Origin of the sequence: Streptomyces sp. NPDC102270, from assembly GCF_044766405.1 — a bacterium.
Lineage (GTDB): Bacteria > Actinomycetota > Actinomycetes > Streptomycetales > Streptomycetaceae > Streptomyces.
Genome location: NZ_JBIWLX010000005.1, coordinates 458,807 through 484,666, shown reverse-complemented (window position 1 = coordinate 484,666; position 25,860 = coordinate 458,807). Strand labels below are relative to the sequence as shown.

At 69.6% G+C, this 25,860-nt stretch carries 19 protein-coding genes and 5 tRNA genes; 9 read left to right on the top strand and 15 right to left on the bottom strand.

Annotated elements, in window-relative coordinates; translation table 11 throughout:
• Position 1: 1 nt before the first annotated feature.
• Complete coding sequence (gene ribA / locus ACIRP7_RS12570) at positions 2 to 643, bottom strand: GTP cyclohydrolase II (protein ID WP_352391822.1); 642 nt, start codon at positions 641 to 643, stop codon at positions 2 to 4.
• Positions 644 to 749: 106 nt separating this feature from the next.
• Positions 750 to 1,259 (bottom strand): MarR family winged helix-turn-helix transcriptional regulator, encoded by a 510-nt coding sequence (locus ACIRP7_RS12565; RefSeq protein WP_403657046.1) that lies wholly within the window; start codon positions 1,257 to 1,259, stop codon positions 750 to 752.
• A 69-nt stretch (positions 1,260 to 1,328) separates the two neighbouring features.
• On the opposite strand from ACIRP7_RS12565, the gene ACIRP7_RS12560 reads away from it, so the two are divergent.
• A complete protein-coding gene (locus ACIRP7_RS12560) occupies positions 1,329 to 2,456 on the top strand; it encodes a dihydrofolate reductase family protein (protein ID WP_403657042.1) in 1,128 nt (375 codons plus the stop codon).
• Between the two features lie 16 nt (positions 2,457 to 2,472).
• Here the strand turns inward: ACIRP7_RS12560 and ACIRP7_RS12555 are convergent, their stop codons facing one another.
• From ACIRP7_RS12555 to ACIRP7_RS12505, 11 genes are all read right to left on the bottom strand, one after another.
• Positions 2,473 to 4,047 carry a hypothetical protein gene (locus tag ACIRP7_RS12555; protein WP_403657039.1) on the bottom strand — a complete coding sequence of 525 codons (1,575 nt, stop codon included), beginning with the start codon at positions 4,045 to 4,047 and terminating at the stop codon, positions 2,473 to 2,475.
• A 164-nt stretch (positions 4,048 to 4,211) separates the two neighbouring features.
• On the bottom strand, positions 4,212 to 4,415 hold the full coding sequence (locus tag ACIRP7_RS12550; RefSeq protein ID WP_057609368.1) for a cold-shock protein: 204 nt from the start codon (positions 4,413 to 4,415) through the stop codon (positions 4,212 to 4,214).
• A gap of 186 nt (positions 4,416 to 4,601) precedes the next feature.
• A complete protein-coding gene (locus tag ACIRP7_RS12545; RefSeq protein WP_403657036.1) occupies positions 4,602 to 4,910 on the bottom strand; it encodes an SCO5918 family protein in 309 nt (102 codons plus the stop codon).
• A gap of 100 nt (positions 4,911 to 5,010) precedes the next feature.
• On the bottom strand, positions 5,011 to 6,507 hold the full coding sequence (locus ACIRP7_RS12540; protein ID WP_403657033.1) for a DEAD/DEAH box helicase: 1,497 nt from the start codon (positions 6,505 to 6,507) through the stop codon (positions 5,011 to 5,013).
• Between the two features lie 252 nt (positions 6,508 to 6,759).
• A complete protein-coding gene (locus ACIRP7_RS12535; protein ID WP_023586116.1) occupies positions 6,760 to 6,963 on the bottom strand; it encodes a cold-shock protein in 204 nt (67 codons plus the stop codon).
• 614 nt (positions 6,964 to 7,577) lie between these two features.
• Positions 7,578 to 7,650 (bottom strand) — tRNA-Lys (locus ACIRP7_RS12530).
• Positions 7,651 to 7,748: 98 nt separating this feature from the next.
• The gene (locus ACIRP7_RS12525) at positions 7,749 to 9,284 is read right to left on the bottom strand and encodes an amino acid permease (RefSeq protein ID WP_403657030.1); all 1,536 of its coding nucleotides are present in this window, start codon (positions 9,282 to 9,284) and stop codon (positions 7,749 to 7,751) included.
• A 48-nt stretch (positions 9,285 to 9,332) separates the two neighbouring features.
• Positions 9,333 to 11,450: an FG-GAP repeat domain-containing protein gene (locus tag ACIRP7_RS12520; protein ID WP_403657027.1), complete on the bottom strand. Its 2,118-nt coding sequence runs from the start codon at positions 11,448 to 11,450 to the stop codon at positions 9,333 to 9,335.
• A gap of 183 nt (positions 11,451 to 11,633) precedes the next feature.
• Positions 11,634 to 13,805, bottom strand: coding sequence for a DEAD/DEAH box helicase (locus ACIRP7_RS12515; RefSeq protein ID WP_403657024.1), 2,172 nt, complete (start codon positions 13,803 to 13,805; stop codon positions 11,634 to 11,636).
• A gap of 252 nt (positions 13,806 to 14,057) precedes the next feature.
• On the bottom strand, positions 14,058 to 14,579 hold the full coding sequence (locus ACIRP7_RS12510; protein WP_403657021.1) for a hypothetical protein: 522 nt from the start codon (positions 14,577 to 14,579) through the stop codon (positions 14,058 to 14,060).
• A 90-nt stretch (positions 14,580 to 14,669) separates the two neighbouring features.
• The gene (locus tag ACIRP7_RS12505) at positions 14,670 to 15,020 is read right to left on the bottom strand and encodes a metallopeptidase family protein (RefSeq protein WP_109004752.1); all 351 of its coding nucleotides are present in this window, start codon (positions 15,018 to 15,020) and stop codon (positions 14,670 to 14,672) included.
• Positions 15,021 to 15,104: 84 nt separating this feature from the next.
• Between ACIRP7_RS12505 and ACIRP7_RS12500 the strand changes: the two genes are divergently transcribed.
• From ACIRP7_RS12500 to ACIRP7_RS12470, 7 genes are all read left to right on the top strand, one after another.
• A complete protein-coding gene (locus ACIRP7_RS12500) occupies positions 15,105 to 16,634 on the top strand; it encodes a metallophosphoesterase (RefSeq protein ID WP_403657018.1) in 1,530 nt (509 codons plus the stop codon).
• Positions 16,635 to 16,833: 199 nt separating this feature from the next.
• Positions 16,834 to 16,906, top strand: a tRNA-Glu gene (locus tag ACIRP7_RS12495).
• 38 nt (positions 16,907 to 16,944) lie between these two features.
• Positions 16,945 to 17,019: transfer RNA gene (locus ACIRP7_RS12490), tRNA-Asp, on the top strand.
• 24 nt (positions 17,020 to 17,043) lie between these two features.
• Positions 17,044 to 17,117: transfer RNA gene (locus tag ACIRP7_RS12485), tRNA-Phe, on the top strand.
• A 113-nt stretch (positions 17,118 to 17,230) separates the two neighbouring features.
• Complete coding sequence (gene hrpA / locus ACIRP7_RS12480; RefSeq protein WP_403657015.1) at positions 17,231 to 21,190, top strand: ATP-dependent RNA helicase HrpA; 3,960 nt, start codon at positions 17,231 to 17,233, stop codon at positions 21,188 to 21,190.
• Between the two features lie 94 nt (positions 21,191 to 21,284).
• A tRNA-Asp gene (locus tag ACIRP7_RS12475) sits at positions 21,285 to 21,359 on the top strand.
• Between the two features lie 814 nt (positions 21,360 to 22,173).
• On the top strand, positions 22,174 to 22,365 hold the full coding sequence (locus ACIRP7_RS12470; RefSeq protein ID WP_403657012.1) for a DUF6274 family protein: 192 nt from the start codon (positions 22,174 to 22,176) through the stop codon (positions 22,363 to 22,365).
• Positions 22,366 to 22,767: 402 nt separating this feature from the next.
• Here ACIRP7_RS12470 and bldC read toward each other — a convergent pair whose 3' ends face one another.
• Together bldC and ACIRP7_RS12460 are read right to left on the bottom strand one after the other, a co-directional pair.
• Positions 22,768 to 22,974 carry a developmental transcriptional regulator BldC gene (gene bldC / locus ACIRP7_RS12465; protein WP_003949541.1) on the bottom strand — a complete coding sequence of 69 codons (207 nt, stop codon included), beginning with the start codon at positions 22,972 to 22,974 and terminating at the stop codon, positions 22,768 to 22,770.
• A gap of 514 nt (positions 22,975 to 23,488) precedes the next feature.
• Entirely contained in the window at positions 23,489 to 24,331 is an 843-nt protein-coding gene (locus ACIRP7_RS12460) for a hypothetical protein (RefSeq protein WP_403657009.1), read from the bottom strand.
• A 222-nt stretch (positions 24,332 to 24,553) separates the two neighbouring features.
• On the opposite strand from ACIRP7_RS12460, the gene ACIRP7_RS12455 reads away from it, so the two are divergent.
• Positions 24,554 to 25,654: a Leu/Phe/Val dehydrogenase gene (locus ACIRP7_RS12455; protein ID WP_403657006.1), complete on the top strand. Its 1,101-nt coding sequence runs from the start codon at positions 24,554 to 24,556 to the stop codon at positions 25,652 to 25,654.
• The last annotated feature ends 206 nt before the right edge of the window (positions 25,655 to 25,860 follow it).

Below are 25,860 nucleotides of genomic sequence, written 5' to 3'. Positions count from 1 at the left end.
GTCAGCCGACGCCGAGTTCGGTCAACTCCCCCAGCGGCAGCGTGTGCTGGGTCTGCAGGACCTTCGCGCGCAGGTAGCGGACGTTGTGGGCGGTGGTGAAGACGCCGGTGGGCACCCGGTCGCGGACGTCGATGCCGAGGTCGCGCAACTGGCCAGCCTTGTCGGGGTTGTTGGAGAGCAGGTCGAGCTCGGCGATCCCCAGGGCCTGGAGCATCTGCGCGGCCGCCGTGTAGTCGCGGGCGTCCTCGGGCAGGCCCAGCGCGGTGTTCGCGGCATAGGTGTCGAGGCCCTGGTCCTGGAGGGCGTACGCGTCGAGCTTGTTGTAGAGGCCGATGCCGCGGCCCTCCTGGCGGAGGTAGAGCAGGACGCCGCCGCGCTCGGCTATGCGCTCGACCGCCTCGCGCAGTTGCGGGCCGCAGTCGCAGCGTGCGGAGCCGAAGACATCGCCGGTGAGGCACTCGGAGTGCAGCCGCACCAGCGGGGTGGTGCCGGGGGCGGGGTCGCCGAGGACGACGGCGAGGTGCTCCCGCCCGTCGGCCAGGCCGTGGAAGGTGACGAGTTCGGCGTCCACGCCGTAGCCGTCCCCGAAGCGCAGCGGGACGCGGACGCGGGAACGCTGGGTGGCGGCGGGCAGGTCGGTCATGCGGGTACTCCGCTCCGGAGGCACACCTGCTTCAGATTTGAAGCAGTTCTACTGATCGAGACCCTACCTCATGCTTTAAATTTGAAGCAACGCCTTATGGTGCTCGTCACGAACAGGACGGCGACGACCGACGGCGCCACGGGACCTCCCCGGAGGCGCCCTCCTCACCCTGGAGCCCCTCGGTGACGCTCGTGAAGATCTCCTCGAGCTGCCCCACCTGCTCCGGGGTGAGCCGGTCGAAGAGCGCGGTGCGGACCGTGTCCACATGTCCCGGTGCCGCCCGCTCCAGCACCGCCATCCCCTCGTCGGTGAGGACCGCGACACTGCCCCGCTTGTCCCACTGGCAGCTCTCGCGCCGCACCAGCCCGCCCTTCTCCAGTCGGGCGACGGCGTACGTCAGCCGCGGCCGGGTGATCTTCAGAAACTCGGCGAGCTCGGTCATCCGCAGCCGCCGCTCCGGGATCTCGGAGAGGTTGGCCAGGATGGAGTAGTACAGGTGGGGCATGCCGGCCTCCTGCTGGAGCTGCCGGTCGATGGTGTCCTCCAGGAGGAGCGAGGCGGCGATGTACGCACGCCAGGCTCGCTGCTCGTCGGGGCTGAGCCAGCGGGTCGTCATGCCCCCAGTGTAGGTTTGCTTCAAACTTGAACCAAGCCCCGCCATCCGTTTTCGAGAGGGACCGCTCCGATGCCCCACCCCTACGTCCTCCTCTCCGCCGCGGTCTCCCTAGACGGCTACCTCGACGACACCGGCCCCGACCGGCTCCTTCTCTCCAGCCCGGCCGACTTCGACCGCGTCGACGAGGTCCGCGCCTCCGTGGACGCGATCCTCATCGGCGCGGGCACGATCCGCGCCGACAACCCCCGCCTGCTGGTCAACTCCGAGACGCGCCGCGCGGCCCGGGTCGCCGCCGGGAAGCCGCCGTACCCCCTGAAGGTCACGGTCAGCGGCTCGGGAGAACTGGACCCGGCCGCCAACTTCTGGCACACGGGCGGCGAGAAGCTCGTCTTCACGACGGACAAGGGCGCGGAGCGGGCCCGCGCCCTCGGTCTGGCGGCCGACGTGGTCTCCCTCGGCCCCGAGCTGGACTGGCGCCGCCTGCTGGAGCACCTGCACGAGGAGCGTGGAGTGGACCGGCTGATGGTGGAGGGCGGCGGCCGGATCCACACCCAGCTGCTCCAGCATGGCCTGGCGGACGAGGTGCAGCTGGTCCTCGCCCCCCTCTTCGTCGGCACCCCGGACGCCCCCCGCCTCTTCGGCCCGGGCGGCTACCAGTCCGGCCGACTGCGCCTGCTGGAGACCCGCCGTATCGAGGACGTGGTCCTGATGCGCTACGAGCCCACCGCCCCCGGCACCGGCCCGCTCCCCACCGCCGCGGACCACCACTGGCTCGCGCTGGCCTGCGAGTCGGCGGCGCAGTGCCCGCCTTCGGAGACCGCGTTCAGCGTGGGCGCGGTCGTGGTGGCGGCCGACGGGACGGAACTCGCCCGCGGCCACTCCAGGGAGGCCGGCGACCCGGTCATCCACGCGGAGGAGGCGGCCCTGGCGAAGATCGCCCCGCACGACCCCAGCCTGGCCACGGCCACCGTCTACACCAGCCTGGAACCCTGCACCCACCGGGCCTCCCGCCCGGCCCCCTGCGCCCGGCTGATCCTGGACGCGGGGGTACGCCGGGTGGTGACGGCGTGGCGGGAGCCGGACACCTTCGTGGCGGGAGCGGACGGGACGGGACTGCTCACCGCGCAGGGCGTGGACGTGGTGGTGCTGGGCGAGTACGAGGACCGCGCGAAGGCCCCGAACCGCCACCTGCTGTGAACCCGCTTCGCCGGCCTCAGCCGATGGAGTACGCCCGGTAGACCGTCTCCACCGAGCGGTCCCCGGCCGCGTCGGTCACCTCGGAACGCAGGGCGACCGCACCGGAGGCCGGGTTGTGCACGGACGCCTGCCAGGTCGACCCGGAGTGCCTGACGGTCGCCGCCTTCCAGGTCTTGCCGCCGTCTGCGGACGACCAGACGCGGACGGACTTGGCGGTCACCGTGGTGAACCTCAGATCGGGGCCCTGGGAGCCGCGCCCGGCACTCACGTCGACCGTGGTCGTGCTGTTCGCGGCGGCCTGGTTGTGGCTGCCCAGCCCGGTCGGCAGAAAACGGGTCATGAAGACGGGCGCGACCATCGGCCTGGCCGGGTCGGCCTTGAAGTGCCAGTCGAGGGTGACGCGCGACGACAGCATGCCGGCGGGGAAGGTGATGCCCGGGCGGTAGCGGTGGGCGTCGACGGTCAGGTCGTACCAGCCGGCCGAGCGGATGCCGGCGGAGAACTCGGCGTCACTGGTACCCCAGTTGGTCAGGGTCTGCTTCTTCACCGTCGTGCCGCCCTTGGCGAGGGCCACCGTCTCCTTCGTCACGTCGGCGTTGTTCACGCCGACGTCGGGATCGCCGATCAGGGCGTACGGGACGAAGGCGACGGACTTGTCCCCGACCATCGGCAGATAGTGCATCGGACTCCACACGGCCCGGCCGAAGAACTGCGTGAAGCTCTGCCCCGCCTTGAGGGTCCTGACCTTCGGGAAACCTCCGGAGACGCCCTCGCCGTCACTCCCGCTGATGTCGTCGCGCGGCTGCCAGGTCCCGGGAGTCATGTGAACGGTGTCGCTGTAGGGGGCGTTGTCGTCGCGCACATCGGCCATCAGGTCGCTCGTGCAGTCGTCGGTCTTCGGCTCCGCCTGGAGCGCGGTGTGGACCTGAGCGCCCATCTCCGTGCCACTGCGCACCGAGAAGTGGGCCGTCGCCAGCCCCGACCGCTTGAACGACCCGCCGGGCGCGGCCGGGATGCCCGTGGTGTTCTTCACGGCGACGTAGCTGTCGTTGCCCGACCACTGCGCCAGGTACCCGAACTGCAGCAACCTGGAGGAGTTCGGGATGGCGTAGAGGGAGCCCTGGTAGTTCCAGCCGCCCGTGCTGAAGGCGGAGGGCATGTTGCTGACGGTGGCCGCGCACACCTGTGCGCTGATCCGCGGCGCGTCGGTCACGTCGGCCGGCGTGTCGAGCGACACCGTGACGGCCTTGCCCTTGCGCGCGTCGAGCGTCACCGAGGTACTCCCCGACACCTGCACGACCTGCGCGCCGATGGTGTCGGTGCCCAGCCCCTCCGCGCCGTGCTCCCAGATGTCGGTCATCGCGAGGTAGCGCCCCGAGGGCAGGCTGATCCGCTTGCCCGAGGCGACGCTGTACGTCTGCCCGGACGGCACCGCGACGACGGTGACCGTCGTCGCGACCTTGGCGCCGTGCCGACCCAGCGTGGTGACGGCCAGTGAGCCCGACGCCGCCTGCGCCGGGACGGCGGAAGCGAGCAGCGACACCAGCGCGGCCACCCCGACGAAAGCGAGCGATCTGCGTCGCACGGTCATGAAGTCCCCCTCCGAACCCCGAAGTCGGCCAAGCCTAGGCACGCCACGGGCCTGGGAGATCAAAGCGAGGAGATACCTCTGACCAAGCTGCGGCCAAGAAACGTCCCGCAAAACGCCGGGGCCGCGCGGCGTGCGCCGCGCGGCCCCGAACGTCACGAGAAAGGTCAGGCAGGGGTGATGTTCTCCGCCTGCGGGCCCTTCTGACCCTGGACGACGTCGAACGTCACGGTCTGGCCCTCCTGGAGCTCGCGGAAGCCCGAGGAGTTGATCGCGGAGTAGTGGGCGAAGACGTCCGGACCGCCACCGTCCTGCGCGATGAAGCCGAAGCCCTTCTCCGCGTTGAACCACTTCACAGTTCCCGAAGCCATAGTCATGCCTTCCAGTCGATGAACGCCCTCCCCCGGTGGGGAGGACGGAGGTTGATCGCCCTGGTCCCTGCGGCACAGCACAGCAAAGCGCCCACACCCGAGGCGTGGGCAATGGGGAACTCCGAACCACGACAGCCGGCACAGACGCTACCCGTCCGCACCCGCTGCCACCACAGAAAACGTCGGTCAGACGGGAATGGGGCTGCCGAGCAGTGCGGAAGCCCGCTCCAACGGGCTTTCGCTGCGCACCGGCGCGGGCGCGGGAAGGGCGCGGCAGGTGAAGCCGAGCTGGGACATGGCCCGAAGGACCTCGCCGGCACTGAAGTCGCGGCGGTCCTGACGGGTGATGACCTGGCCGACCTGCTTGAGGGGATAGTGGCGCCGTCCGATGATCACGGACTCGCCGGTGACCGGTTCGGGTTTGACACCCTTCATCGATTCCAGCACGCCGCCCTTGGTCAGGTCGAACGGGAAGCGGGCGATGACACAGCGCATGATGCCTCACAGGGAGAAGGGGAGAAGCGGTTCAGCGGAAGAGCACGAGGAGCACGCTTCCGTCGGTGACGTCACGCACGGGGCGGGGTCGTGCCAGGTGCTAGGCCGCCGCTACGACGGCGGACTGCCGTACGGACACCCGGCGGGCCGCCGAGGCGGGGCGGCGTCGGCCGCGTGAGGTGGCGCCGCGCTTCTTGGGGCGTTCGACCACCGGTGCGGTGATGACGACCGGGATGCCGGACGGGGCCTGGGCGCCGGTGATGCGGTGCAGGGCCTCGTCACCGACGCGGACCTGGGTGGTCACCGGGACGATGCCGGCCGCCGCCATGAGGCGGGTCATGTCGCGGCGCTGGTTCGGGGTGACCAGGGTGACGACACTGCCGGACTCGCCGGCGCGGGCCGTACGACCGCCGCGGTGCAGGTAGTCCTTGTGGTCGCTCGGCGGATCCACGTTGACGACCAGGTCGAGGTTGTCGACGTGGATGCCACGCGCCGCGACGTTGGTCGCCACCAGCACATTGACGTGGCCGGACTTGAACTGCGTCAGCGTGCGGGTGCGCTGCGGCTGGGACTTGCCGCCGTGCAGGGCCGCGGCGCGCACGCCGCTCTTCAGGAGGTGCTCGGTGAGACGGTCGACGGCGTGCTTGGTGTCGAGGAACATGAGCACGCGGCCGTCGCGGGCGGCGATCTCGGTGGTGGCCGTGTGCTTGTCGCCGCCGTGGACGTGCAGCACGTGGTGCTCCATCGTGGTGACCGCGCCCGCCGAGGGGTCGACGGAGTGCACGACGGGGTCGCTGAGGTAACGGCGCACGAGCAGGTCGACGTTGCGGTCCAGGGTGGCGGAGAACAGCATCCGCTGCCCGCCCGGACGCACCTGGTCGAGCAGGGCGGTGACCTGGGGCATGAAGCCCATGTCGGCCATCTGGTCGGCCTCGTCCAGGACGGTGACGGAGACCTGGTCCAGCCGGCAGTCGCCGCGGTCGATGAGGTCCTTGAGCCGCCCGGGCGTCGCGACGACGATCTCGGCGCCCCCGCGCAGCGCGCTCGCCTGCCGGCCGATCGACATCCCGCCCACGACCGTGGCGAGCCGCAGCTTCATGGAGCGGGCGTACGGGGTGAGGGCGTCGGTGACCTGCTGCGCCAGCTCGCGCGTCGGTACGAGGACCAGCCCCAGCGGCTGCCTGGCCTCGGCCCGTCGACCGGCCGTACGGGCCAGCAGCGCCAGCCCGAAGGCGAGGGTCTTGCCGGAGCCGGTGCGGCCACGGCCGAGGACATCGCGGCCGGCGAGGGAGTTCGGCAGGGTCGCGGCCTGGATCGGGAACGGTACGGTCACGCCCTCCGAGCCGAGCGCGGTCAGCAGTTCCCCGGGCATGTCGAGCTCGGCGAAGCCCTCCACGGCGGGAAGCGCGGGGGTGACGGACTCGGGGAGAGCGAACTCCCCCTGGATCGCGGCGGGTCGGCGACCCTGGTAACCGGAACGGCTCGGCCCGCCGGACCGGCGCGGGGCCGGTGAACCGAACCGGCTGCCGCCCCTTCCGGAGTCGGCACTGCCGTTACGGGTGCGGGTGAAGCGGTCGTTCGTGCGTGTGCGGTTCATGCGGGACCTTCCTCGATGCGGCACATATCAAGGAATTCCCGCAGCGATGAGCAGCACGGTGAATTGCAAGAAGGGCCGGTGGAACGGGCAGCGAATCTGGCCGACGAAAATTCGTACAGGCACAGGAGCTGAAATGAGTCGTGCGATGCGGCGCGGCGGCGATATTCATCGCTGCGGGAAACGCCGGAAATGCGTGCAGCTGGGGCCCGCACCCCGAAGGATGCGGGCCCCAGCTGCAAGTGCGCGTGAGCGTCAGGCGGGAACGATGTTCTCGGCCGTCGGGCCCTTCTGGCCCTGTGCGATGTCGAAGGTCACCTTCTGGCCCTCGAGCAGCTCGCGGAAGCCCTGGGCGGCGATGTTCGAGTAGTGGGCGAACACGTCAGCGCCGCCACCGTCCTGCTCGATGAAGCCAAAGCCCTTTTCCGCGTTGAACCATTTAACGGTACCGGCAGCCATGCATATCTCCTTCAACCACACCTTCAACTGAGATCGACAGTAGCACGCCGCAGCGGCCCGTGTGCGCTTAGAAGTCCCGCTTTGCATTTTGGTTCGCTTTTTACGCCAGAGAACCTGTCCGCGTGTCCAGCTGAAATCTCACCTCACGGGCACAGCTATGAAAAATAATCAGGAGCGCAGAAGCTCAGCTGCATCGGCTCAGCCTTGTCCCGTGACGAGCAGATGCCGGGCGGCGCAGCGGCAGCGCGCGAGCAACCAGTGCCGCGCGGATGCCAGGACAGCCAGATCCGAGCGCCGGCGAACGAACGCCCGTGGCGGTCCTGGCGCCGAACCGCCCACCCTGCCGCCAAACGGACCGCCTCCGCGTGGAGCAGCTCCAGTCCCGGCATCTGCCCGCACCGCTCGCGCCGCGGCCAACTGCCTGGGCGAGACGTCGACACCGAGGGCTGCTACGGCTGCCAGGCGTCGTACATTCCGCGCGGCTCCGACGAGGACCCGCTCGTCGTGAAGCGCTGGGACTACGAGTGGCCCCGGTCGACTGATCCCCTCGAGGCGCGAGCGCCCAAAAGTGCAGCGAGCCCCAGTCCAGAAGTGATCTGAACTGGGGCTCGGGGTAGGCCCTGTGGGACTCGAACCCACAACCAATGGATTAAAAGTCCACTGCTCTGCCAATTGAGCTAAGGGCCCAGGCGATGTTGCCTCCCCGAGCATAGCCGGACGTGGCCGTGTCTCCGATCGGGTATCCGGGACACGGCCGTGTCGGGCGGACGGAACGGGCGGGAAGATCAGGGATCGACCGGTTCGGGCGCGTTCGCGCGGGCCGCCTCGCGGGCCTTGGTGCGCTCGTGCTCGGGGTTGAGGAACCAGTGCCGGGCCGAGGCCGCCCACCAGGTCCAGGCGAAGCCGAGGACGACCAGGACGGCGATCGGGGCGTAGTTGAAGGTCTCCCAGGTGACCGGGGAGACCTGCGGGAGCATGAACAGCACGGTGATGACGGCGACCCACGCCACCGAGACCACGCCGATCGCACGGGACCAGCGGCCCAGGTGCCACGGCCCGCGTTGGAACCCCTCACCCTTGCGCAGCCGCAGCAGCGTCGGGATGACGTACGCGATGTACAGCCCGATCACCGCGACGGACGTCACCGCCGCGTAGGCCGTGTAGTTGATCAGGTACGGCAGCCCGAGCAGCAGTGCCCCCGCCGCGGCCAGCCACACCGCCGCCACCGGGGTCCGGGTGCGGGGGCTCACCGTGTGCCAGATGTGCGAGAACGGCAGCGCGCCGTCGCGTGAGAAGGCGTAGATCATGCGGCTGTTGGCGGTCACCGAGGCCATTCCGCAGAACAGCTGGGCGCCGATGACGACCAGCAGCAGGAGCTTGCCGGCCGTGGCGCCGAGCGCGTCGAGGAGGATCTGGGCCGGCGGCGCGCCCGTCGGGGAGTTCAGGGCGCCGTCGTAGGACTGGATGGCGAAGGTGAAGCCGAGGAGCAGGACGAAGCCGGCTATCCACGACGTCCAGATCGACTGGACGATGCCCTTCGGGCCCGCCGTGGACGCGTCGTGGGTCTCCTCGGTCATGTGGGCCGAGGCGTCGTAGCCGGTGAAGGTGTACTGGGCCATCAGGAGCCCGAGCAGGACCACGTAGAAGCCGCTGCCCCAGCCCGTGTTGTTCACGAACTCGCCGAAGACGAAGGACGTCGACTGGTGGTGGTCCGGGGCGAAGGTGAGAGCTCCGACGATCACCGCCACGCCGACCACGTGCCACCACACGCTCACGCTGTTCAGCAGCGCCACGATCCGCACACCGAAGGTGTTCAGCAGGCCGTGCAGGACCAGGATCGCGGCGAACAGCAGCACGGTCCGGCCGGGCGTCACCTTGAAGTCGAACTGCAGGTTCAGATAGGCGCCGAGGAAGGACGCGGCACCGAAGTCGATGCCCGCCGTCACCGCCACCTGGCCCAGCACGTTGAACCAGCCCGTGAACCACGCCCAGGCGGCCGCGGTCCGGGGCGGCGCCAGGCGGTGGGCCCAGAAGTACAGGCCCGCGGAGGTCGGGTACGCCGAACAGATCTCGGCCATCGCCAGGCCGACGAACAGCGTCATCAGGCCTACGGCGACCCAGCCCCAGGTGATCACGGCCGGGCCGCCCGTGTTCATGCCGAAGAGGTAGAGGGTCAGACAGCCCGACAGGACCGAGATGATCGTGAAGGAGACCGCGTAGTTGGAGAACGCCGACATGCGGCGGGCGAGGACCTGCGTGTAGCCGAGCTGGGCAAGCCGTTCTTCGTCGGAGAGCCCACTCACTCTGTCGTCATCTGTCATGCCCCCAGCGATTCCCTCACCGGGGGCGTGACATGCATCACAACTTGGCTAGAAAATGCCCTTGTAGCCCTGCCAGCCGGTGGCGATCTTCACCCGCGCCCCGAACGACCCCTTGCCGTTGCCGTCGTTGCGGTACAGATTGCCCCCGGTGTCCCGGGAGACCAGGTCGTTCTTCCCGTCCCCGGTGATGTCCCCGACGCCGACCACGGTGTTGTACGAGGTTCCCCAGTTGGAGAAGACCTTCACCCGCTCCTTCACCTGGCCGGTGCCGGTGCCGTCGTAACGCCACAGCGTCCCGGCCCCGTCCTGCACCAGGACGTCACCGAAACCGTCGCCGTTGAGGTCACCGGCTCCGACGATCTTCTTGTACGTCCCCCAGTTGCGGATCTTCACCCCCGGCTTGAGCTTGCTCGCCCCGTCGTTGGCGAAGAGATAGACGTCCCCCGTCGAGGCCTTGCGGGCCAGCAGATCCGTACGTCCGTCACCGGTCAGGTCGCCGGGGGCGGTGAGGACGTTGTACGCGTTCCAGCCGGTGCCGAGGGAGGTGTGGCTGCTCGCCGGGGCGTACGACGACTCCCCGCACTTGCCCGCGTAGCGGCGCAGCTCGCCGTTCGGCATCCGGACCAGCATCTCGGCGCAGCGGTCCTTGCCCATGTCGCCGAAGGGCACGGCGACGGTCCCGGCGGGCCAGCCGGACGCGTTCTGCTTCCTGTCGAACGTGCCGCCGCCGTTGGTGAATTGGAGGCTCAGGGTGCCCGAGGAGTTGAGGGTGACGAGCTCGCCGTAGGCGTACCCGCCCTGGTCGTGGTGGCCCTGGCGGCCGCCGGTGAGCGTGAACGTGCCGCTCGTCGTGTAGGTACCCGCGCCGTCGGCGGCCTTCGCGGTCAGCGTCCAGCTCTTCTGGTCGTTGTACGCGTAGGCGCCCGAGTCCGTCGTCCCGTCCCACTCCAGGTCGATCTCCGTACCGCTGCCCTCGAGGGTGCGGTCGGTGCGGCCCTGGGCGTCCTTCACCGTGAAGGTCCAGGTCGCGGGCTTGTTCAGCTGCCAGGTGCTCATCCAGGCCATGTTGCCGCCGTAGCGGCCCGCGGCGTCGAAGTAGGCGTTGTCCAGATCCGACTCGATCTTCCCGAGGGGCTGGGCGGGCACTCCGCTCGGCACGATCCGGATCGCGTGGTCCGTACCGACGTAGGCGACGCCCCCGCCGAACTTGTCCACGGTCCAGCTCAGCCGCCGCTGGTCGGCCGTGTTCCCGGCCGGCAGGTCGGCGATCGCGCACGCGGCGGCTGCCGTACCGGAGTGGTAGTCGGTGAGCATGAGCTTCCCGGCGCTCCGGTCGTGCTGAACGAGGTAGCCGTCACCGACGAGCGCGGGGCCGGAGGGCACCGTGATGTTCTTCTTCGCCGTGCGGTCGTACACGCCCGCGGCGCCCGTGGGACCGCAGTTCCAGTAGATCCAGCGGCCGACGACCTGGAGTTCCTTGACCGTGCAGGGGGCTCCGGTGGAGACGGTCGTGACGGTCTTCTTCGACTCCAGGTCGTACTGGGTGACGACGCCGTTGCCCGAGCCCGGCGTCCACAGCGCCGAGCCCCAGACGGAGGCGGCGGTGACGGAGCGGGTCAGACGGACGTCCTGGTCGCGGTACCGGTTGACGGCGTCGACGTACTGCTTGCCGGTGGAGGCCGCGTTGTAGACGAAGTAGCGGCCGGTGGCGTCCACGAACCGGCCGCCGGTGACGGCCGGTTCCGTCCCGTGGTAGCTGTTCGGCGTCAGCCAGATCTGGGCGCGCTCCTTCCCGTACTCGTCCACCTGGAAGTAGCCGACGCTGCGCGTACCGGTGGAGCGCAGCGGCACGCAGTCGCCCGCCTCGCACGGCACCCGCTGCAGGTGGGTGCCGTCGGCGAAGACGCCGGCGTATCCGCGGGTGTCCTGTTCCAGCACGGTGGAGCCGTCAGGTGAGAGCTGCCGTCCGACGACGTACTGTTCGCCGTTCGGCCGGTACTCGACGCTGGTCAGATAACCGGCGGCGTAGTCGATGCCCCACACGCCGTCCGTGGCGATCGGTGTCGGGGTGGTGTCCGCGGCGGCCGGGCCCGCGGTCGTCAGGGTGCCGGCGCTCAGCGCGGCCAGCGAGACAAGAGTGAGTGCGATCCGGGCACGCCGGGTCAAGGGTCCCTCCCCAGGGAAGTCAGAAAAGGCGCGGCGGCAGGCCTTGTCTTCCCCCTCGGCCACACTCCGTCACGCGATCAACGGATGTTAACAACTGCCTCACAGGGTTCGATAGTCGAATACGGATACGGAAAGGGCCCGCACGACCGAAGTCGTACGGGCCCCAGCTCAGCTCACGCTGTGTCAGCCGTTGCGCTTCCAGCGCGGCTTGTCGTCGCGGCGGCCGAAGGAACCGGTGCCGGTGCCGGTGCCGGTGGTGCGGTGGTCGTCACGACGACCGGTGGGGCGGTCGTGGCCGCCGGAGCGGAAGCCACCGGTGGGGCGGTCGCCCTGACGGTCACGGTTGAAGGGACGGTCGCTGCCCCGGTGGGTGGACGGACGCTCGTCACGACGGTCACGGTTGAAGCCGCCGGTGGGGCGGTCGTCGCGGCGGAAGCCGCCCGAGGGACGCTCGTCACGACGGTCACGGTTGAAACCGCCGCTGGGGCGGTCGTCGCGACGGTCGCGGTTGAAGCCACCCGAGGGCCGGTCGTCACGGCGGTCACGGTTGAAGCCGCCGGTGGGGCGGTCGTCACGGCGGAAGCCGCCCGAGGGACGCTCGTCACGACGGTCACGGTTGAAACCGCCGCTGGGGCGGTCGTCACGACGCTCGAAGGAACGGCCACCACGGTCGTCCCGACGGTCGTCACGGCGGAACCCGCCACGCTCGCCGTCACGACGGTCACGGTTGAAGCCACCCGAGGAGCGGTCGTCACGACGCTCGAAGGAACGGCCACCACGGTCGTCCCGACGGTCGTCACGGCGCTCGTAGTTGCCCCGCTCGTCACGGCGCTGACGCGGCTGCTCGTACGCGGGACGCTCGGCGGCCTGCTCGGCGACCACGGCCTCGGCCGGAGCCTGCGCCTCCTGGGCCACGGCCGCCTCGGCGACCGCGGCGACCGCGGCCTCCGGGTCCTCGCCGCGCTCACGGGCGGCGCGGGCGACCAGACGGTCGGCCTCCTCGCGCAGCTCGGTCGCGCGGCGCTGCGCCCGCTCCAGCTCCTTGGTGAGCTGGGCGACCTCGCGCTCGGCCTGCTGAGCCACGTTGACCGCGGACTCGGACTGGACCTCGGTCATCGAACGGGCGCCGGTGATCTCGGCGACCTCGGGCTCGAACGCCGTACCGGAGTTGATGATGTGACGCCCGGCGTCGACGCCCGCGTCCTCCATCAGCCGGAAGATCTGCCGGCGCTGGTGCGGCAGGGACAGCGATACGACCGTGCCGGTGCGGCCCGCGCGAGCGGTACGCCCTGCGCGGTGCAGGTAGTCCTTGTGGTCACCGGCGGGGTCGACGTTCAGGACGAGGTCGATGCCGTCGACGTGGATGCCACGGGCGGCCACGTCGGTCGCGACGAGCGCGTTGACGTAGCCCTTCTTGAAGTCCTCCAGCACCCGGGTGCGCGCGCCCTGGGTCATACCGCCGTGCAGCGCGTCGGCCTTCACACCGGAGTCGCACAGCTGCTCGGCGATACGGTCGGCGCCCAGCTGGGTGCGGACGAAGATGATGGTGCGGCCCTTGCGGGAGGCGATGGCCGCGGTGACCGGCGCCTTGTCCTTGGGCTTCACGATCAGGATGTGGTGCGACATGGTCGTGACATTGCCCTGGGCGCTGTCGACCTCGTGCGTGACCGGGTTGCTCAGGTAGCGCTTGACCAGCGTGGAGATCTCGTTCTCCATCGTGGCCGAGAAGAGCATCCGCTGGCCGCCGGCCGGGACCTGGTCGAGCAGCTCGGTGACCTCGGGCAGGAAGCCCAGGTCGGACATCTGGTCGGCCTCGTCGATGACGGCGACCTCGATGTCCTGCAGGGAGCAGGCGCCGCGGTTGATGAGGTCACGCAGCCGGCCCGGAGTGGCGACGAGCACGTCGACACCGCGCTCCAGGGCGTAGATCTGGTTGCTCATGGACGTACCGCCGCAGACGACCTTCATCTTCAGGCCGAGGACGTCGCCGTAGGGCTGAAGCGCGTCCGCGACCTGCATCGCGAGCTCACGGGTCGGGGTGAGGATGACGGCGCGCGGCTTGTGCTTCTCGGTGCGGCCGCCGGAGAGGCGGGCCAGGGTCGGCAGACCGAAGGAGAGGGTCTTGCCGGAGCCGGTGCGGCCACGGCCGAGGATGTCCTTGCCGGCCAGGGCGTCCGGGATGGTCGCGGCCTGGATCGGGAAGGGGGTGGTCACGCCGTTCTGGGCGAGCTTGCGCACAACGCCCTCGGGGAGACCGAGGCTCGCGAAGGTGACTTCGGGAGTGGTGGCCTCGGTGACGTCCTCGGTGCCCTCGTTCTCGGGCACGACGACGTGATCAGTACTGGAAATGGACATGCGTATGCGAAACCTTCCGGAGTCTCGTCGGCACGCGCCCGTCAACTCCGTGATTCGCAATACGACCGCCTCAATGCGGTCAGCCACGGTAAGGGAGAGAACGCGCCACACGGCGCTCTTCTGCTTTGGCGCCGGGCAAATGATCAAACGATCTATAACCATACGCACCCATCACCCCCGAAGGCAAACGGATCCCGTCGTATGTATCCGAGGTCACTCGGGGCCCTTCGCAGGGCCCTGCCACGGGGTCCGTCACACCGGCGATCCGGCGGTGGGCGCCGGCTCCCGCTGGCTGAGCTGCGTCCCTGTCTCCGGCTGCGCGGAGGAGGACGGCTCGGCGGGCGGCGGCGACGGCGTGGGCGAGGCGGGCGGCTCGCTCGGCGCCGGCGGCTCCGGGTCGGGCGTACGGGTGGGTGCCGGGTCGGTCCTCGTCGCCGAGGGCACCGGCTTCACCGAACTCCCCGGCTCCGCCCCCGCCGGGGCCGACGCGCCGGCTCCCGACGAGGCGGACGCCGACGGCGAGGCCGGCTCCTTGCCGTCCTTGCCCTTGCCGTGCTCGCCGTGTTTGCCGTCCGAGCCCGTCCCGCCGAGCCGCACGGAACCGCCCGAGGCCGCGGAACCGCCGTCCGGCGCCTCGCCGCCCCGCTCACCGGCGGAGTGCGACGGCTTGGCGCTGCCGTCACCTTCGTCCCCGCCCACGCTCATGCAGCCCGCTGCGGCGGCGACGGCCATGACCGTGGCGGCCAGACGGACGGGTACGTACAAGGGGCGCACGAGCAGCCACCTCCGAGGGCGGTCGTCAAAGAGTCAACCTGCCCAACTCCCGCCGCCCACAAGAGGACACGCGCGCCGTTCGAAACGGACTCAGCCGTATCCGAGCGCATGGAGCCGCGCGTCGTCGATCCCGAAGTGATGGGCGATCTCGTGCACGACCGTCACCTCGGTCTCCGCGACGACCTCCTCGCGGGAAGCGCACATCCGCAGCGTCGGCCCCCGGTAGATCGTGATCCGGTCCGGCAGCACCCCGGCGTACCACTCGCCCCGGTCGGTCAGCGGGGTGCCTTCGTACAGCCCGAGCAGCTCGGGATCGTCCGCCGGCGGTTCGTCCTCGACGAACACCGCGACGTTGTCCATCAGCCGCGTCAACTCCGGCGGAATCCGGTCCAGCGCCTCGGCGACCAGTTCCTCGAACTCCTCGCGCGTCATCTCCAGCACAAGCCCATTCTCCGGTACGGGCCATCCGTAGGAGAGCCATGAGGACGCCGCATATCCGCGGGCGGACTTGGGCATACGGGATCAATGGCCCGCGTCCCCGCCGCAGTCCTGAACGTCCGGAGCATCCTGAACACCCTACGAAGGCCCCCGCGAGCCCTCGCCCGCCAGTACGGCAGGCGCCGACCCCACCCGTCCGTCGAGCTCGTCCACCAGCCGCACCCCTGGGCCCGCGCCCTCGGCCTGGTCGCCGTCGTCCTGCTGGGCGCCTGGCTCGGTCTGCTGATCGTCGGCAACGTCCGGGTCCCGGTCGGCCCCATGAACACCACGATGACGCTGCGCCCGTCCCTGACCGGCGGCACGAAGATCAACATCTCTCCGCTCGGCGCGCTCCAGCTGGACAGCCACCAGGCCCCGGTCCGCCTCGACGTCAACGTCGACCAGCTCGACCCGGAACGCTCCCAGGCCCTCGTCGACCACCCCGAGCGCCTCTCCGGCCTCCAGGACGAGGTCGCCACGGATGTCGAGCACGGCACCCTCGACCTCGCCCTGCGCTCCTGCGTCGCCGTGGTGGCGGGCGCCACGGCCCTCGGCCTCGCGGTCTACCGCCGCCCCCGCCGGGCCCTCGCGGCCGGCGGACTCGCCCTCACCCTCCTGGCGGCCTGCGGCGGCACGGCGTACGCCACCTGGAACCCGGAATCCGTCCTGGAGCCGAAGTTCTCGGGACTGCTCTCCTCCGCCCCCTCCCTGGTCGGCAACGCGCGCAGCATCGTCACCGAGTTCGACGTCTACCAGAAGGAGTTGGCCCGCCTGGTGACGAACGTGACGAAGCTCTACGACGTCACGTCCACCCTCCCCGCCTACCAGCCGGACCCCACCACCATCCGGGTCCTGCACGTCTCCGACATCCATCTCAACCCAGCGAGCTGGAAGATCATCGCCTCGCTGGTGGAGCAGTACAAGGTCGATGTGATCGTCGACTCCGGCGACACCATGGACCACGGCACAGCGGCGGAGAACGGCTTCCTCGACCCGATCCCCGACCTGGGGGCGCCGTACGTCTGGGTCCGGGGCAACCACGACTCCCTGACCACCCAGCGGTACATGGAGGGCCTCAAGGGCGTCCACGTCCTCGACAACGGCAAGGCGGAGACGATCGCCGGGCTGAGGTTCGCGGGCATCGGCGACCCCCAGTTCACCCCCGACCGCTCCACGAACCCGGGGGCCGACGAGTCCCAGGCGGCGGCGGGCGACCGTCTGGCCGCCGCCCTGCGCGCGCAGCGGGCCGCGGGCACCCCGGTCGACCTCGCGATCGCCCACGAGCCCTCGGCGGCCCGCGAGGTCGACGGCGAGGTCCCGATGACCCTGTCCGGCCATCTCCACCACCAGGAGATGGAGGTCATGAAGAAGGGCACACGCCTGCGGGTGGAGGGCTCGACGGGCGGCAGCGGGCTGCGGGCCGTCGAGGGCAAGTACCCCGACCCCATCGAGGCCTCGATCCTCTACATGGACCGTGACACCCGCCGCCTGCAGGCCTGGGACGAGATCAGACTCGGCGGCCTCGGTCTCACCACGGCGGAGGTCAGCCGCCACCTCCCGGAGGACAAGCAGCCCTGATCGGCCGCGCCCAATCAATTTGGCCCTGCTCCGAGCGGCGTAGTACAGTCTCGTCGTGCCCAAGCGCACCGGTCAGGGCTTGACCGTCCGGCTCTCCGCAAGGAGAACAGGAGAAGCGGAACCCTCCGGGGGAAAGCGGAGTCACATGCTTCTCACGTCCCCCTGGAGACGCATAGACGAAGCAGAGCAGTAAGAGTTTGCCCTCATCGTCTAGTGGCCCAGGACGCCGCCCTTTCAAGGCGGTAGCACGGGTTCGAATCCCGTTGGGGGCACGCATCACCGTGTGCGACACTGTTCGTGCACAACGCTTGGTCCTGTGGAGCAGTTTGGAGTGCTCGCCACCCTGTCAAGGTGGAGGCCGCGGGTTCAAATCCCGTCAGGACCGCTGAGGTTTCCCCGGAAGCCTCTCGGCTGGGTAGCTCAGTTGGTACGAGCGACCGCCTGAAAAGCGGTAGGTCGCCGGTTCGACCCCGGCCCCAGCCACAGCACAGACCCCGATCCCCGGATCGGGGTCTTGTTGTATGTGCCGTGACACCGACCCCCCGGGACAAAACCGTTCGCCAGTAATTTCCCGAGGATGAGATCCTGGATCGCGTATGTCTACGCACCCTGCCCCCGCCCCCGGCTCCCCCGCCTTCGGGGAACTCGCCGCCCGCCTGACCGAGCTGTCCCTGCGTGACGCGCACCGGCTCGGGCGCAGGCTCGAAGGCGCGCGCAAGATCCGCAAGCCGGAGGCGCGCGCCGCCGTGCTGGCCGAGATCGAGGCGGAGGTCGGCAAGGGCGAGGAGCGCGTGGGTGCGCGCCGTGCGCGGGTGCCCGCCGTGTCGTATCCCGAGCAGCTGCCGGTCAGCCAGAAGAAGGACGACATCGCGGCCGCCATCCGTGATCACCAGGTCGTGATCGTGGCCGGTGAGACCGGGTCCGGCAAGACCACCCAGATCCCGAAGATCTGCCTGGAGCTCGGCCGGGGCGTCAAGGGCATGATCGGGCACACCCAGCCCCGCCGGATCGCCGCCCGTACCGTCGCCGAGCGGGTCGCCGAGGAGCTGGACACGCCGCTGGGCGAGGCCGTCGGCTGGAAGGTGCGGTTCACCGATCAGGTGAATCCGGACGCGACCTTCGTGAAGCTGATGACGGACGGCATCCTGCTCGCCGAGATCCAGACCGACCGCGAGCTGCGCGCCTACGACACGATCATCATCGACGAGGCCCACGAGCGGTCCCTCAACATCGACTTCCTGCTGGGGTACCTGGCGCAGCTGCTGCCGAAGCGCCCCGACCTCAAGGTCGTCATCACCTCGGCGACCATCGACCCCGAGCGGTTCTCCCGGCACTTCGGGGACGCCCCGATCGTCGAGGTCAGCGGGCGGACGTACCCGGTGGAGGTGCGGTACCGGCCGCTGCTGGAAGACGACTCGGAGGACTCAGACCGCGACCAGATCACCGCGATCTGCGACGCCGTGGAGGAGCTCCAGGGCGAGGGCAAGGGCGACATCCTCGTCTTCCTCTCCGGTGAACGGGAGATCCGGGACACCGCCGACGCGCTGGAAAAGAGGAAGTACCGCTTCACCGAGGTGCTGCCCCTCTACGCCCGACTCTCGCATGCCGAGCAGCACCGCGTGTTCCAGCCGCACACCGGGCGCAGGATCGTTCTGGCGACCAACGTCGCCGAGACCTCCCTCACCGTCCCGGGCATCAAGTACGTCATCGACCCCGGCTTCGCCCGCATCTCCCGCTACAGCCACCGCACCAAGGTCCAGCGGCTGCCCATCGAACCGGTCTCGCAGGCCAGCGCCAACCAGCGCAAGGGCCGCTGTGGCCGTACCTCCGACGGCATCTGCATCCGCCTGTACAGCGAAGAGGACTTCAACGCCCGCCCGGAGTTCACGGACGCCGAGATCCTGCGGACGAACCTGGCCTCCGTCATCCTGCAGATGACCGCGGCCGGCCTCGGGGACATCGAGAAGTTCCCCTTCATCGACCCGCCGGACCACCGCAACATCCGTGACGGCGTGCAGCTGCTGCAGGAGCTCAACGCCCTTGATCCGGCGCAGAAGGACGCGCGCAAGCGGCTCACCGACACCGGCCGCAAGCTCGCCCAGCTGCCCGTCGACCCGCGCCTGGCGCGCATGGTCCTGGAGGCCGAGAAGAACGGCTGTGTCCGCGAGGTGATGGTCATAGCCGCCGCGCTCTCCATCCAGGACCCGCGCGAGCGTCCGGCCGACAAGCAGACCCAGGCCGACCAGCAGCACGCCCGCTTCAAGGACGAGACCAGCGACTTCCTCGCCTACCTCAACCTGTGGCGCTATGTCCGCGAGCAGCAGAAGGAGCGCGGCTCGTCGTCCTTCCGCCGGATGTGCAAGCAGGAGTACCTGAACTTCCTGCGCATCCGCGAATGGCAGGACATCTACACGCAGTTGCGGACCGTCGCCAAGCAGATGGGCATCCATCCGAACGAGGAGGACGCGGCCGACCAGAGCGTCCACGTCTCCCTCCTCGCCGGTCTGCTCTCGCACGTCGGCATGAAGGACGTGAAGGACGGCAACAAGAACGAGTATCTCGGCGCCCGGAGCGCCAAGTTCGCGATCTTCCCGGGCTCGGCGCTCTTCAAGAAGCAGCCGCGTTTCGTGATGTCGGCGGAGCTGGTGGAGACCTCGCGCCTGTGGGCCCGCGTCAACGCCAAGATCGAGCCGGAGTGGGTCGAGCCGCTCGCGGAGCACCTGCTGAAGCGGACGTACTCCGAACCGCACTGGGAGAAGGACCAGGCCGCGGTGATGGCATACGAGAAGGTCACGCTGTACGGCGTACCGATCGTCGCCCAGCGCAAGGTCAACTACGGCCGTATCGACCCGGAGACGTCCCGCGAGCTGTTCATCCGCAACGCGCTCGTCGAGGGCGACTGGCGCACCCACCACAAGTTCTTCGCCGACAACCGCAGACTCCTCAGCGAGGTCGAGGAGTTGGAGCACCGGGCGCGGCGCCGGGACATCGTGGTCGACGACGACACCCTGTTCGACTTCTACGACCGGCGGGTTCCCGAACACGTCGTGTCCGGGGCGCACTTCGACTCGTGGTGGAAGCGGAAGCGGCACGAGGAGCCGGAGTTCCTGGACTTCGAGCGGGAGATGCTCATCCGGGAGTCGGCGGAGGCGGTCACGAAGGCCGACTATCCCGACTCCTGGCGGCAGGGGCCGTTGAAGTTCCGGGTGACCTACCAGTTCGAGCCCGGGGCGGACGCGGACGGTGTGACGGTCCACATCCCGCTCCAGGTCCTGAACCAGGTGAAGGACGAGGGCTTCGACTGGCAGATCCCGGGCCTGCGGGAGGAGTTGGTGACGGAGCTGATCCGTTCCCTGCCCAAGCCGATCCGCCGCAACTACGTGCCGGCACCGAACTTCGCGAAGCGGTTCCTCGATACGGCGGTCCCGTTGCAGGAGCCGTTGACGACCACCATGGCGCGCGAGCTGAAGCGCATGGTCGGTGTCCCCTTCGACGCGGAGGACTTCGACTGGGCACGGGTGCCGGACCACCTCCGCATCACCTTCCGGATCGTCGACGAGCGGCGCCGCAATCTGGCCGAGGACAAGGACCTGGAGTCCCTGCGCCTGAAGCTGAGGCCGAAGGCACGCCAGGCCCTCTCGCAGGCGGCGGCAGCGACCGCGTCCCGCGAGGGCGGCGAGTCCCTGGAGCGCAAGGGCCTGACGGACTGGACGATCGGCACGCTCACGCGCGTCTTCGAGACCCGCCGGGCCGGCCAGCCGGTGAAGGCGTACCCGGCGCTGGTGGACGACGGCGACACGGTCTCCGTCCGCCTCTTCGACACGGAGGAGGAGCAGACCGAGGCGATGTGGAAGGGCACGCGGCGGCTGATCGTGCGCAACATCCCGGTGAGCCCGGCGAAGTTCGCATCCGAGAAGCTGACGAACCCCCAGAAGCTGGCCCTGTCGGCGAACCCGCACGGCTCCATCCAGGCCCTGTTCGAGGACTGCGCGACAGCGGCCGCGGACAAGCTGATCGGGGACTTCGGGGGACCGGCGTGGGACGAGGAGTCGTACCGGAAGCTGTACGACAAGGTGCGCGCCGAGATCGTCGACACGACGGTCCGTACGGTCGGACAGGTGCAGCAGGTACTCGCCGCCTGGCAGGCCTGTGAGCGGCGCCTGAAGTCCGTACGGAGCCCGGCGCTGCTGGCGAACCTGGCGGACGTACGGGCCCAGCTGGACGCGCTGGTGAAGCCGGGGTTCGTGACGGCGACGGGGCTGCGGCGGCTGCCCGACCTGATGCGGTACCTGGTCGCGGCGGACCGCCGACTCCAGCAGATGCCGACGAACGTCCAGCGGGACACGACCCGTATGGAGAAGGTCCACGAGATGCAGGACGAGTACGCCTGGCTCCTGGAACAGCTCCCGCAGGGCCGGCCCGTGCCCCAGCAGGTCCTGGACATCCGCTGGATGATCGAGGAGCTGCGGGTCAGCTATTTCGCCCACGCGCTCGGCACGGCGTATGCCATCTCCGACAAGCGGATCGTGAAGGCGATCGACACCCTGGCCCCGTGACGGACCCTGCACGGAGGGTGAGTTCGACCAGGACCCGCCAGCTCCTGTACAGTCCTTCTCGCAGCGCAACGCACCAGTAAGCGCCGCGAAACCTGGTCCTGTGGAGCAGTTTGGAGTGCTCGCCACCCTGTCAAGGTGGAGGCCGCGGGTTCAAATCCCGTCAGGACCGCAGTAAAAGAAAGGCCCGCATCCCGGCAACGGGACGCGGGCCTTCTTCGTGCGCGCCACCCCCGCCTCAGGGGAAGGCCGCGCCCGCGGCGGAGCCTCACATTCCGTCAGGGCTGCGGCGAGAAACACGGCCCGCATCCCGTACACCGGGGCGTGGGCCTTCTTCGCGCACCGCCCCCGTGCCCAAGGAGAGGCCGCGCCCGCGGCGGAGCCGCAATCAGACACAGCAAACCCCACCAGGACGGCACTGAGAGAAGCAAGGCCCGCATCCCGGCAACGGGGCGCGCGCCTTCTCGTCCACCACGCCCCCGCCCAGGAGGAGGCCACTCCCTCGGCGAGCCCCACACTCCGCCAGGACCGCCGCGAAAACACGGCCCGCATCCCGGCAACGGGGCGCGCGCCTCTTCGTCCACCACGCCCCCGCCCAGGTAGAGGCCACTCCCTCGGCGAAGCCCCACACTCCGCCAGGACCGCCGCGAAAACACGGCCCGCATCCCGCACATCGGGACACGAGCCTTCTTCGTCCACCACGCCCCCGCCCAGGGGAAGCCGCGCCCGCCGCGGAGCCGCACCCTCAGTCGGAACCGCCGCGAAAACACGGCCCGCATCCCGCACATCGGGGCGTGGGCCTTCTTCGTGCGTCGCCCCCGCCGCCCCCGCAGCCCGGCCGCTCGTATACGCAACGTCAGGCCGGGCGATCGCCCCGACAGCGGGGCAGGGCGGTCTCCGTGGAGGCTCGCGCCATCTTGACGGCGCCTCCGAGCCCGGGTACCCAGAAACCAGGCCCCCGTTCCCGTGGAGCCCGGAGGTGGCGTATGGCGGCATCGGTCAGGCACGAGACGCGGGCGTTGCTGCGCGCGCACCTGGCGGCCGCGTCGTCGTATCGGCATCTGACCCGCCACTGCGCGATCTGCCACCGCCTGTTGCGGCTGGCGATGGACTCCGGGCCGGCAGCCGGCTCACCATCGGAGGAGCCCGTGGAGGACGGAACCCCCTCCCCGGCGTAACGCCTTTAGCGCACCGGGCCCGACGGCAACAAGGACTCTGGCATGTGACGGGAGTCACCGCATGAGTTTTTGAAACCGTGGAACTTACCGCTCACTTACAACAGGTCAATTTAATATGTGCAATTGCACTCCTGATCGCACACCGGTCAGGGACCGCCCCACAGGAGATCCGACACCCCTCCCCAGACTCCGACAAGCCCGCCCACAAGCCCGCTCACAGGCCCGCCGAACGCCCACACTCCGCGCACAAAAAAGATCGCGCTGGACTCGGCGGAGTCCAGCGCGATCGACGACGAGGTTGAGAATGGGCCCTGTTGGGGCAGGACCCGCGTCGCTTGGAGCCAGTGTCCGGACGTGGCGACCGGCTGGGGGGCCGACCGGTTTGTCCGGTTATTCAGTTGTTCAGGCCTCGCTGCGCTGCTGCGGGATACCCGCGAGCAGAGCGCGGACCTCAGCCTCGCGGTAACGGCGGTGCCCGCCGAGCGTACGGATCGACGTGAGCTTGCCGGCCTTCGCCCACCGCGTGACCGTCTTCGGGTCCACGCGGAACATCGTGGCGACCTCAGCCGGGGTCAGCAGCGGCTCGGCATCAGGGGTGCGAGCGGTCATGAGCGGCCTCCTCGGGAGAACCGAACCTTCTCGGTTCTTTCCTCTAAATTCTGCACCTTGACCCGCGTTGCCCGAAATGGCGGATGCGGGTCGAGTCGGTTATAGGACGAACGGCTTGTCCTCGGCACTACAACTACACCATCTGTCCAGCCGCGTCGGCCAAACCGATGGAATTGCCCCCCAGGTGTTCATCGGCGACGGAAGCCGATGGACCATGCCATAGCGGACAGTCACGCCCCTGTGACGATCAGTCACAGAGGCGATCAGGAGTCATCAGACCCCCCAAAGCGGAACCTCCCCCGGGCCCCTTGTCCTATTTTGGCATGAGGAGGGGCAAGAGACGCAAGAGCCGGGTACGTGCGGTCCATCACGCTTGACACTCCGTGAGGCGTACGCCCGGATCGGGACCTACGTCCCTTGTCGGTGAGACTTCAGGGGAAGTTGAACACCTTGAGCCAGGACGAAACCCCAAAACGGGCGTCAGGTCAAACGCCTGTTCGTGACCTGGCGCACATCAGTTCGCCGAGCGACGGTCCCTGACGGCCCGCCAGCGCTCCACGAGCCGCCCGTAGGCCTCGCCCGCCGCGACCCCGTCACCGTGCCTGAGCGCCTCGATGCCCTCGGCCACGTCCGCCGCCGAGTGGTCGTCCTCCAGCTCGCCCGGCGGAAGCACATGCACCAGACCGCCGTAGTCCAGCTCGACCAGCGAGCGCGGGTGGAACTCCTCCAGCCAGCGCCCGACGTCGATCAGGCCGTCGATGAGCGGCCCTTCGTCGACGGCGTCCTTCAGGGCCCGCAGAGCCCGGGCCACGCGCCGCCGCGCCTGCACCATGGGGGTGCGGTAGCGCAGCATCGGCGGGATCTCGCCGGACCCCTTGTCGAAGCGCCGCTCCTCGTCGGAGACGAGCACGAACCAGTTCACCGGCACCTGCCAGGTCGCGGTGCGGATCCAGGGCCGGGCGTCCGGATTGCGGGCGAGCCAGCGCTCGTAGTCCTGGGCGGTCTGGCGGCGTACGACCTCGGGCAGCACCGCTTCCAGGACCGGCCCCGGCAGCTCCTCCCCGAGCTCCTCCAGGGCCAGCCAGCCGCGCAGCCGGGTGCGCCACGGACACACGCACACCACGCCGTCCACATCGAGCACGAAGGCGTCGCTGCTCTCGTGCACCGGCACCGGGATCGGCGGGATGGGCAGCAGGTCGGCCAGGGAGCGGCGCAGCTCGTCCTGGTACGAGGGGCGGTCCGGGCGGCGGGCGTAGCGCGCCCAGTGGCTGCGCTCGGGCTCGGGGAAGGCGGCCAGCGGTTCGTACACGCGCAGATAGGTCGCGTACGGAACGATCACCGAGGACACCTTGGGCACGCCTGCTCTCTCCCCCGCCGCCTGCCGGGAAAACCTGCGAAACCCGCACACAAACGCGCGGGAAAACTATGCAAATCGTCGCACGCCCGCACCCCGCGGGAAGGTGATCCTGAGCACTGCACGGTCATGGGCCGCCACAGGCCCTAATCTCGTGCTCACAGGCCCCGCCACCCTTACGGGCGCCTGTGTCCCATCGCCGCAATGTACCCAGGAGTCACCACAGTGACCGACGTAACCGGCGCCGCCGCCGATGTGCTGCACACCCTGTTCCACTCGGACCAGGGTGGTCATGAGCAGGTCGTGCTCTGCCAGGACCGCAAGAGCGGCCTCAAGGCCGTCATCGCCCTCCACTCCACCGCGCTCGGCCCCGCCCTCGGCGGGACGCGCTTCTACCCGTACGCGAGCGAGCAGGAGGCCGTCGCCGACGCGCTGAACCTCGCGCGCGGGATGTCGTACAAGAACGCCATGGCCGGGCTCGACCACGGCGGTGGCAAGGCCGTCATCATCGGCGACCCGGAGCGCGACAAGAGCGAGGAACTGCTTCTCGCGTACGGCCGTTTCGTGGCCTCGCTCGGCGGGCGTTACGTCACCGCGTGCGATGTCGGCACCTACGTCGCCGACATGGACGTCGTCGCCCGTGAATGCCGCTGGACGACCGGCCGCTCCCCCGAGAACGGCGGCGCCGGCGACTCCTCCGTCCTCACCGCCTTCGGCGTCTACCAGGGCATGCGGGCCAGCGCCGCGCACCTGTGGGGCGACCCGTCGCTGCGCGGCCGTACCGTCGGCGTCGCGGGTGTCGGCAAGGTCGGCCACCATCTGGTCGAGCACCTCCAGGAGGAGGGCGCCCAGGTCGTGATCACCGACGTACGGCAGGACGCCGTGGGGCGGATCGCCGAGCGGCACCCCTCCGTCGCCGTCGTCGCCGACACCGACGCGCTGATCCGGGTCGAGGGCCTCGACATCTACGCCCCCTGCGCGCTCGGCGGCGCCCTGAACGACGACACCGTGCCCGTGCTGACCGCGCGCGTCGTCTGCGGCGCCGCCAACAACCAGCTCGCCCACCCGGGCGTCGAGAAGGACCTCGCCGACCGCGGGATCCTCTACGCGCCGGACTACGTGGTGAACGCCGGCGGGGTCATCCAGGTCGCCGACGAACTGCACGGTTTCGACTTCGAGCGGTGCAGGACGAAGGCCGCGAAGATCTACGACACCACGCTCGCAATATTCGCACGTGCGAAGGAGGACGGGATTCCGCCGGCCGCCGCGGCCGACCGGATCGCCGAGCAGCGGATGCACGAGGCGGCCGTGAAACCGGTGCGCTGACGTCTGAGCGGTACCCGTCGGCGCACTCTTGGAGAGAACTCTCACGTTCGTCGGCGGGTCGGCCGCGAAGAAGTGGTTAAAATCGCGGTTGACCAGCGAGGACGGGGCTCCTCGCGGGACCTGGGTGCGGGCACGTGGTGCGGGCGACGTACCGTATGGCCGTGGGCTCAGGTACCGTGGAAGCCCTACGGACCGGTCTCTCTGCG

What these genes read in the sequence shown, in the direction of transcription:
- ribA (WP_352391822.1), bottom strand. Translation starts at nt 643, where the DNA reads ATGACCGACCTGCCCGCCGCCACCCAGCGTTCCCGCGTCCGCGTCCCG.
- ACIRP7_RS12565 (WP_403657046.1), bottom strand. Translation starts at nt 1,259, where the DNA reads ATGACGACCCGCTGGCTCAGCCCCGACGAGCAGCGAGCCTGGCGTGCG.
- ACIRP7_RS12560 (WP_403657042.1), top strand. Translation starts at nt 1,329, where the DNA reads ATGCCCCACCCCTACGTCCTCCTCTCCGCCGCGGTCTCCCTAGACGGC.
- ACIRP7_RS12555 (WP_403657039.1), bottom strand. Translation starts at nt 4,047, where the DNA reads ATGACCGTGCGACGCAGATCGCTCGCTTTCGTCGGGGTGGCCGCGCTG.
- ACIRP7_RS12550 (WP_057609368.1), bottom strand. Translation starts at nt 4,415, where the DNA reads ATGGCTTCGGGAACTGTGAAGTGGTTCAACGCGGAGAAGGGCTTCGGC.
- ACIRP7_RS12545 (WP_403657036.1), bottom strand. Translation starts at nt 4,910, where the DNA reads ATGCGCTGTGTCATCGCCCGCTTCCCGTTCGACCTGACCAAGGGCGGC.
- ACIRP7_RS12540 (WP_403657033.1), bottom strand. Translation starts at nt 6,507, where the DNA reads ATGAACCGCACACGCACGAACGACCGCTTCACCCGCACCCGTAACGGC.
- ACIRP7_RS12535 (WP_023586116.1), bottom strand. Translation starts at nt 6,963, where the DNA reads ATGGCTGCCGGTACCGTTAAATGGTTCAACGCGGAAAAGGGCTTTGGC.
- ACIRP7_RS12525 (WP_403657030.1), bottom strand. Translation starts at nt 9,284, where the DNA reads ATGACAGATGACGACAGAGTGAGTGGGCTCTCCGACGAAGAACGGCTT.
- ACIRP7_RS12515 (WP_403657024.1), bottom strand. Translation starts at nt 13,805, where the DNA reads ATGTCCATTTCCAGTACTGATCACGTCGTCGTGCCCGAGAACGAGGGC.
- ACIRP7_RS12500 (WP_403657018.1), top strand. Translation starts at nt 15,105, where the DNA reads ATGGCCCGCGTCCCCGCCGCAGTCCTGAACGTCCGGAGCATCCTGAAC.
- hrpA (WP_403657015.1), top strand. Translation starts at nt 17,231, where the DNA reads ATGTCTACGCACCCTGCCCCCGCCCCCGGCTCCCCCGCCTTCGGGGAA.
- ACIRP7_RS12470 (WP_403657012.1), top strand. Translation starts at nt 22,174, where the DNA reads ATGGCGGCATCGGTCAGGCACGAGACGCGGGCGTTGCTGCGCGCGCAC.
- bldC (WP_003949541.1), bottom strand. Translation starts at nt 22,974, where the DNA reads ATGACCGCTCGCACCCCTGATGCCGAGCCGCTGCTGACCCCGGCTGAG.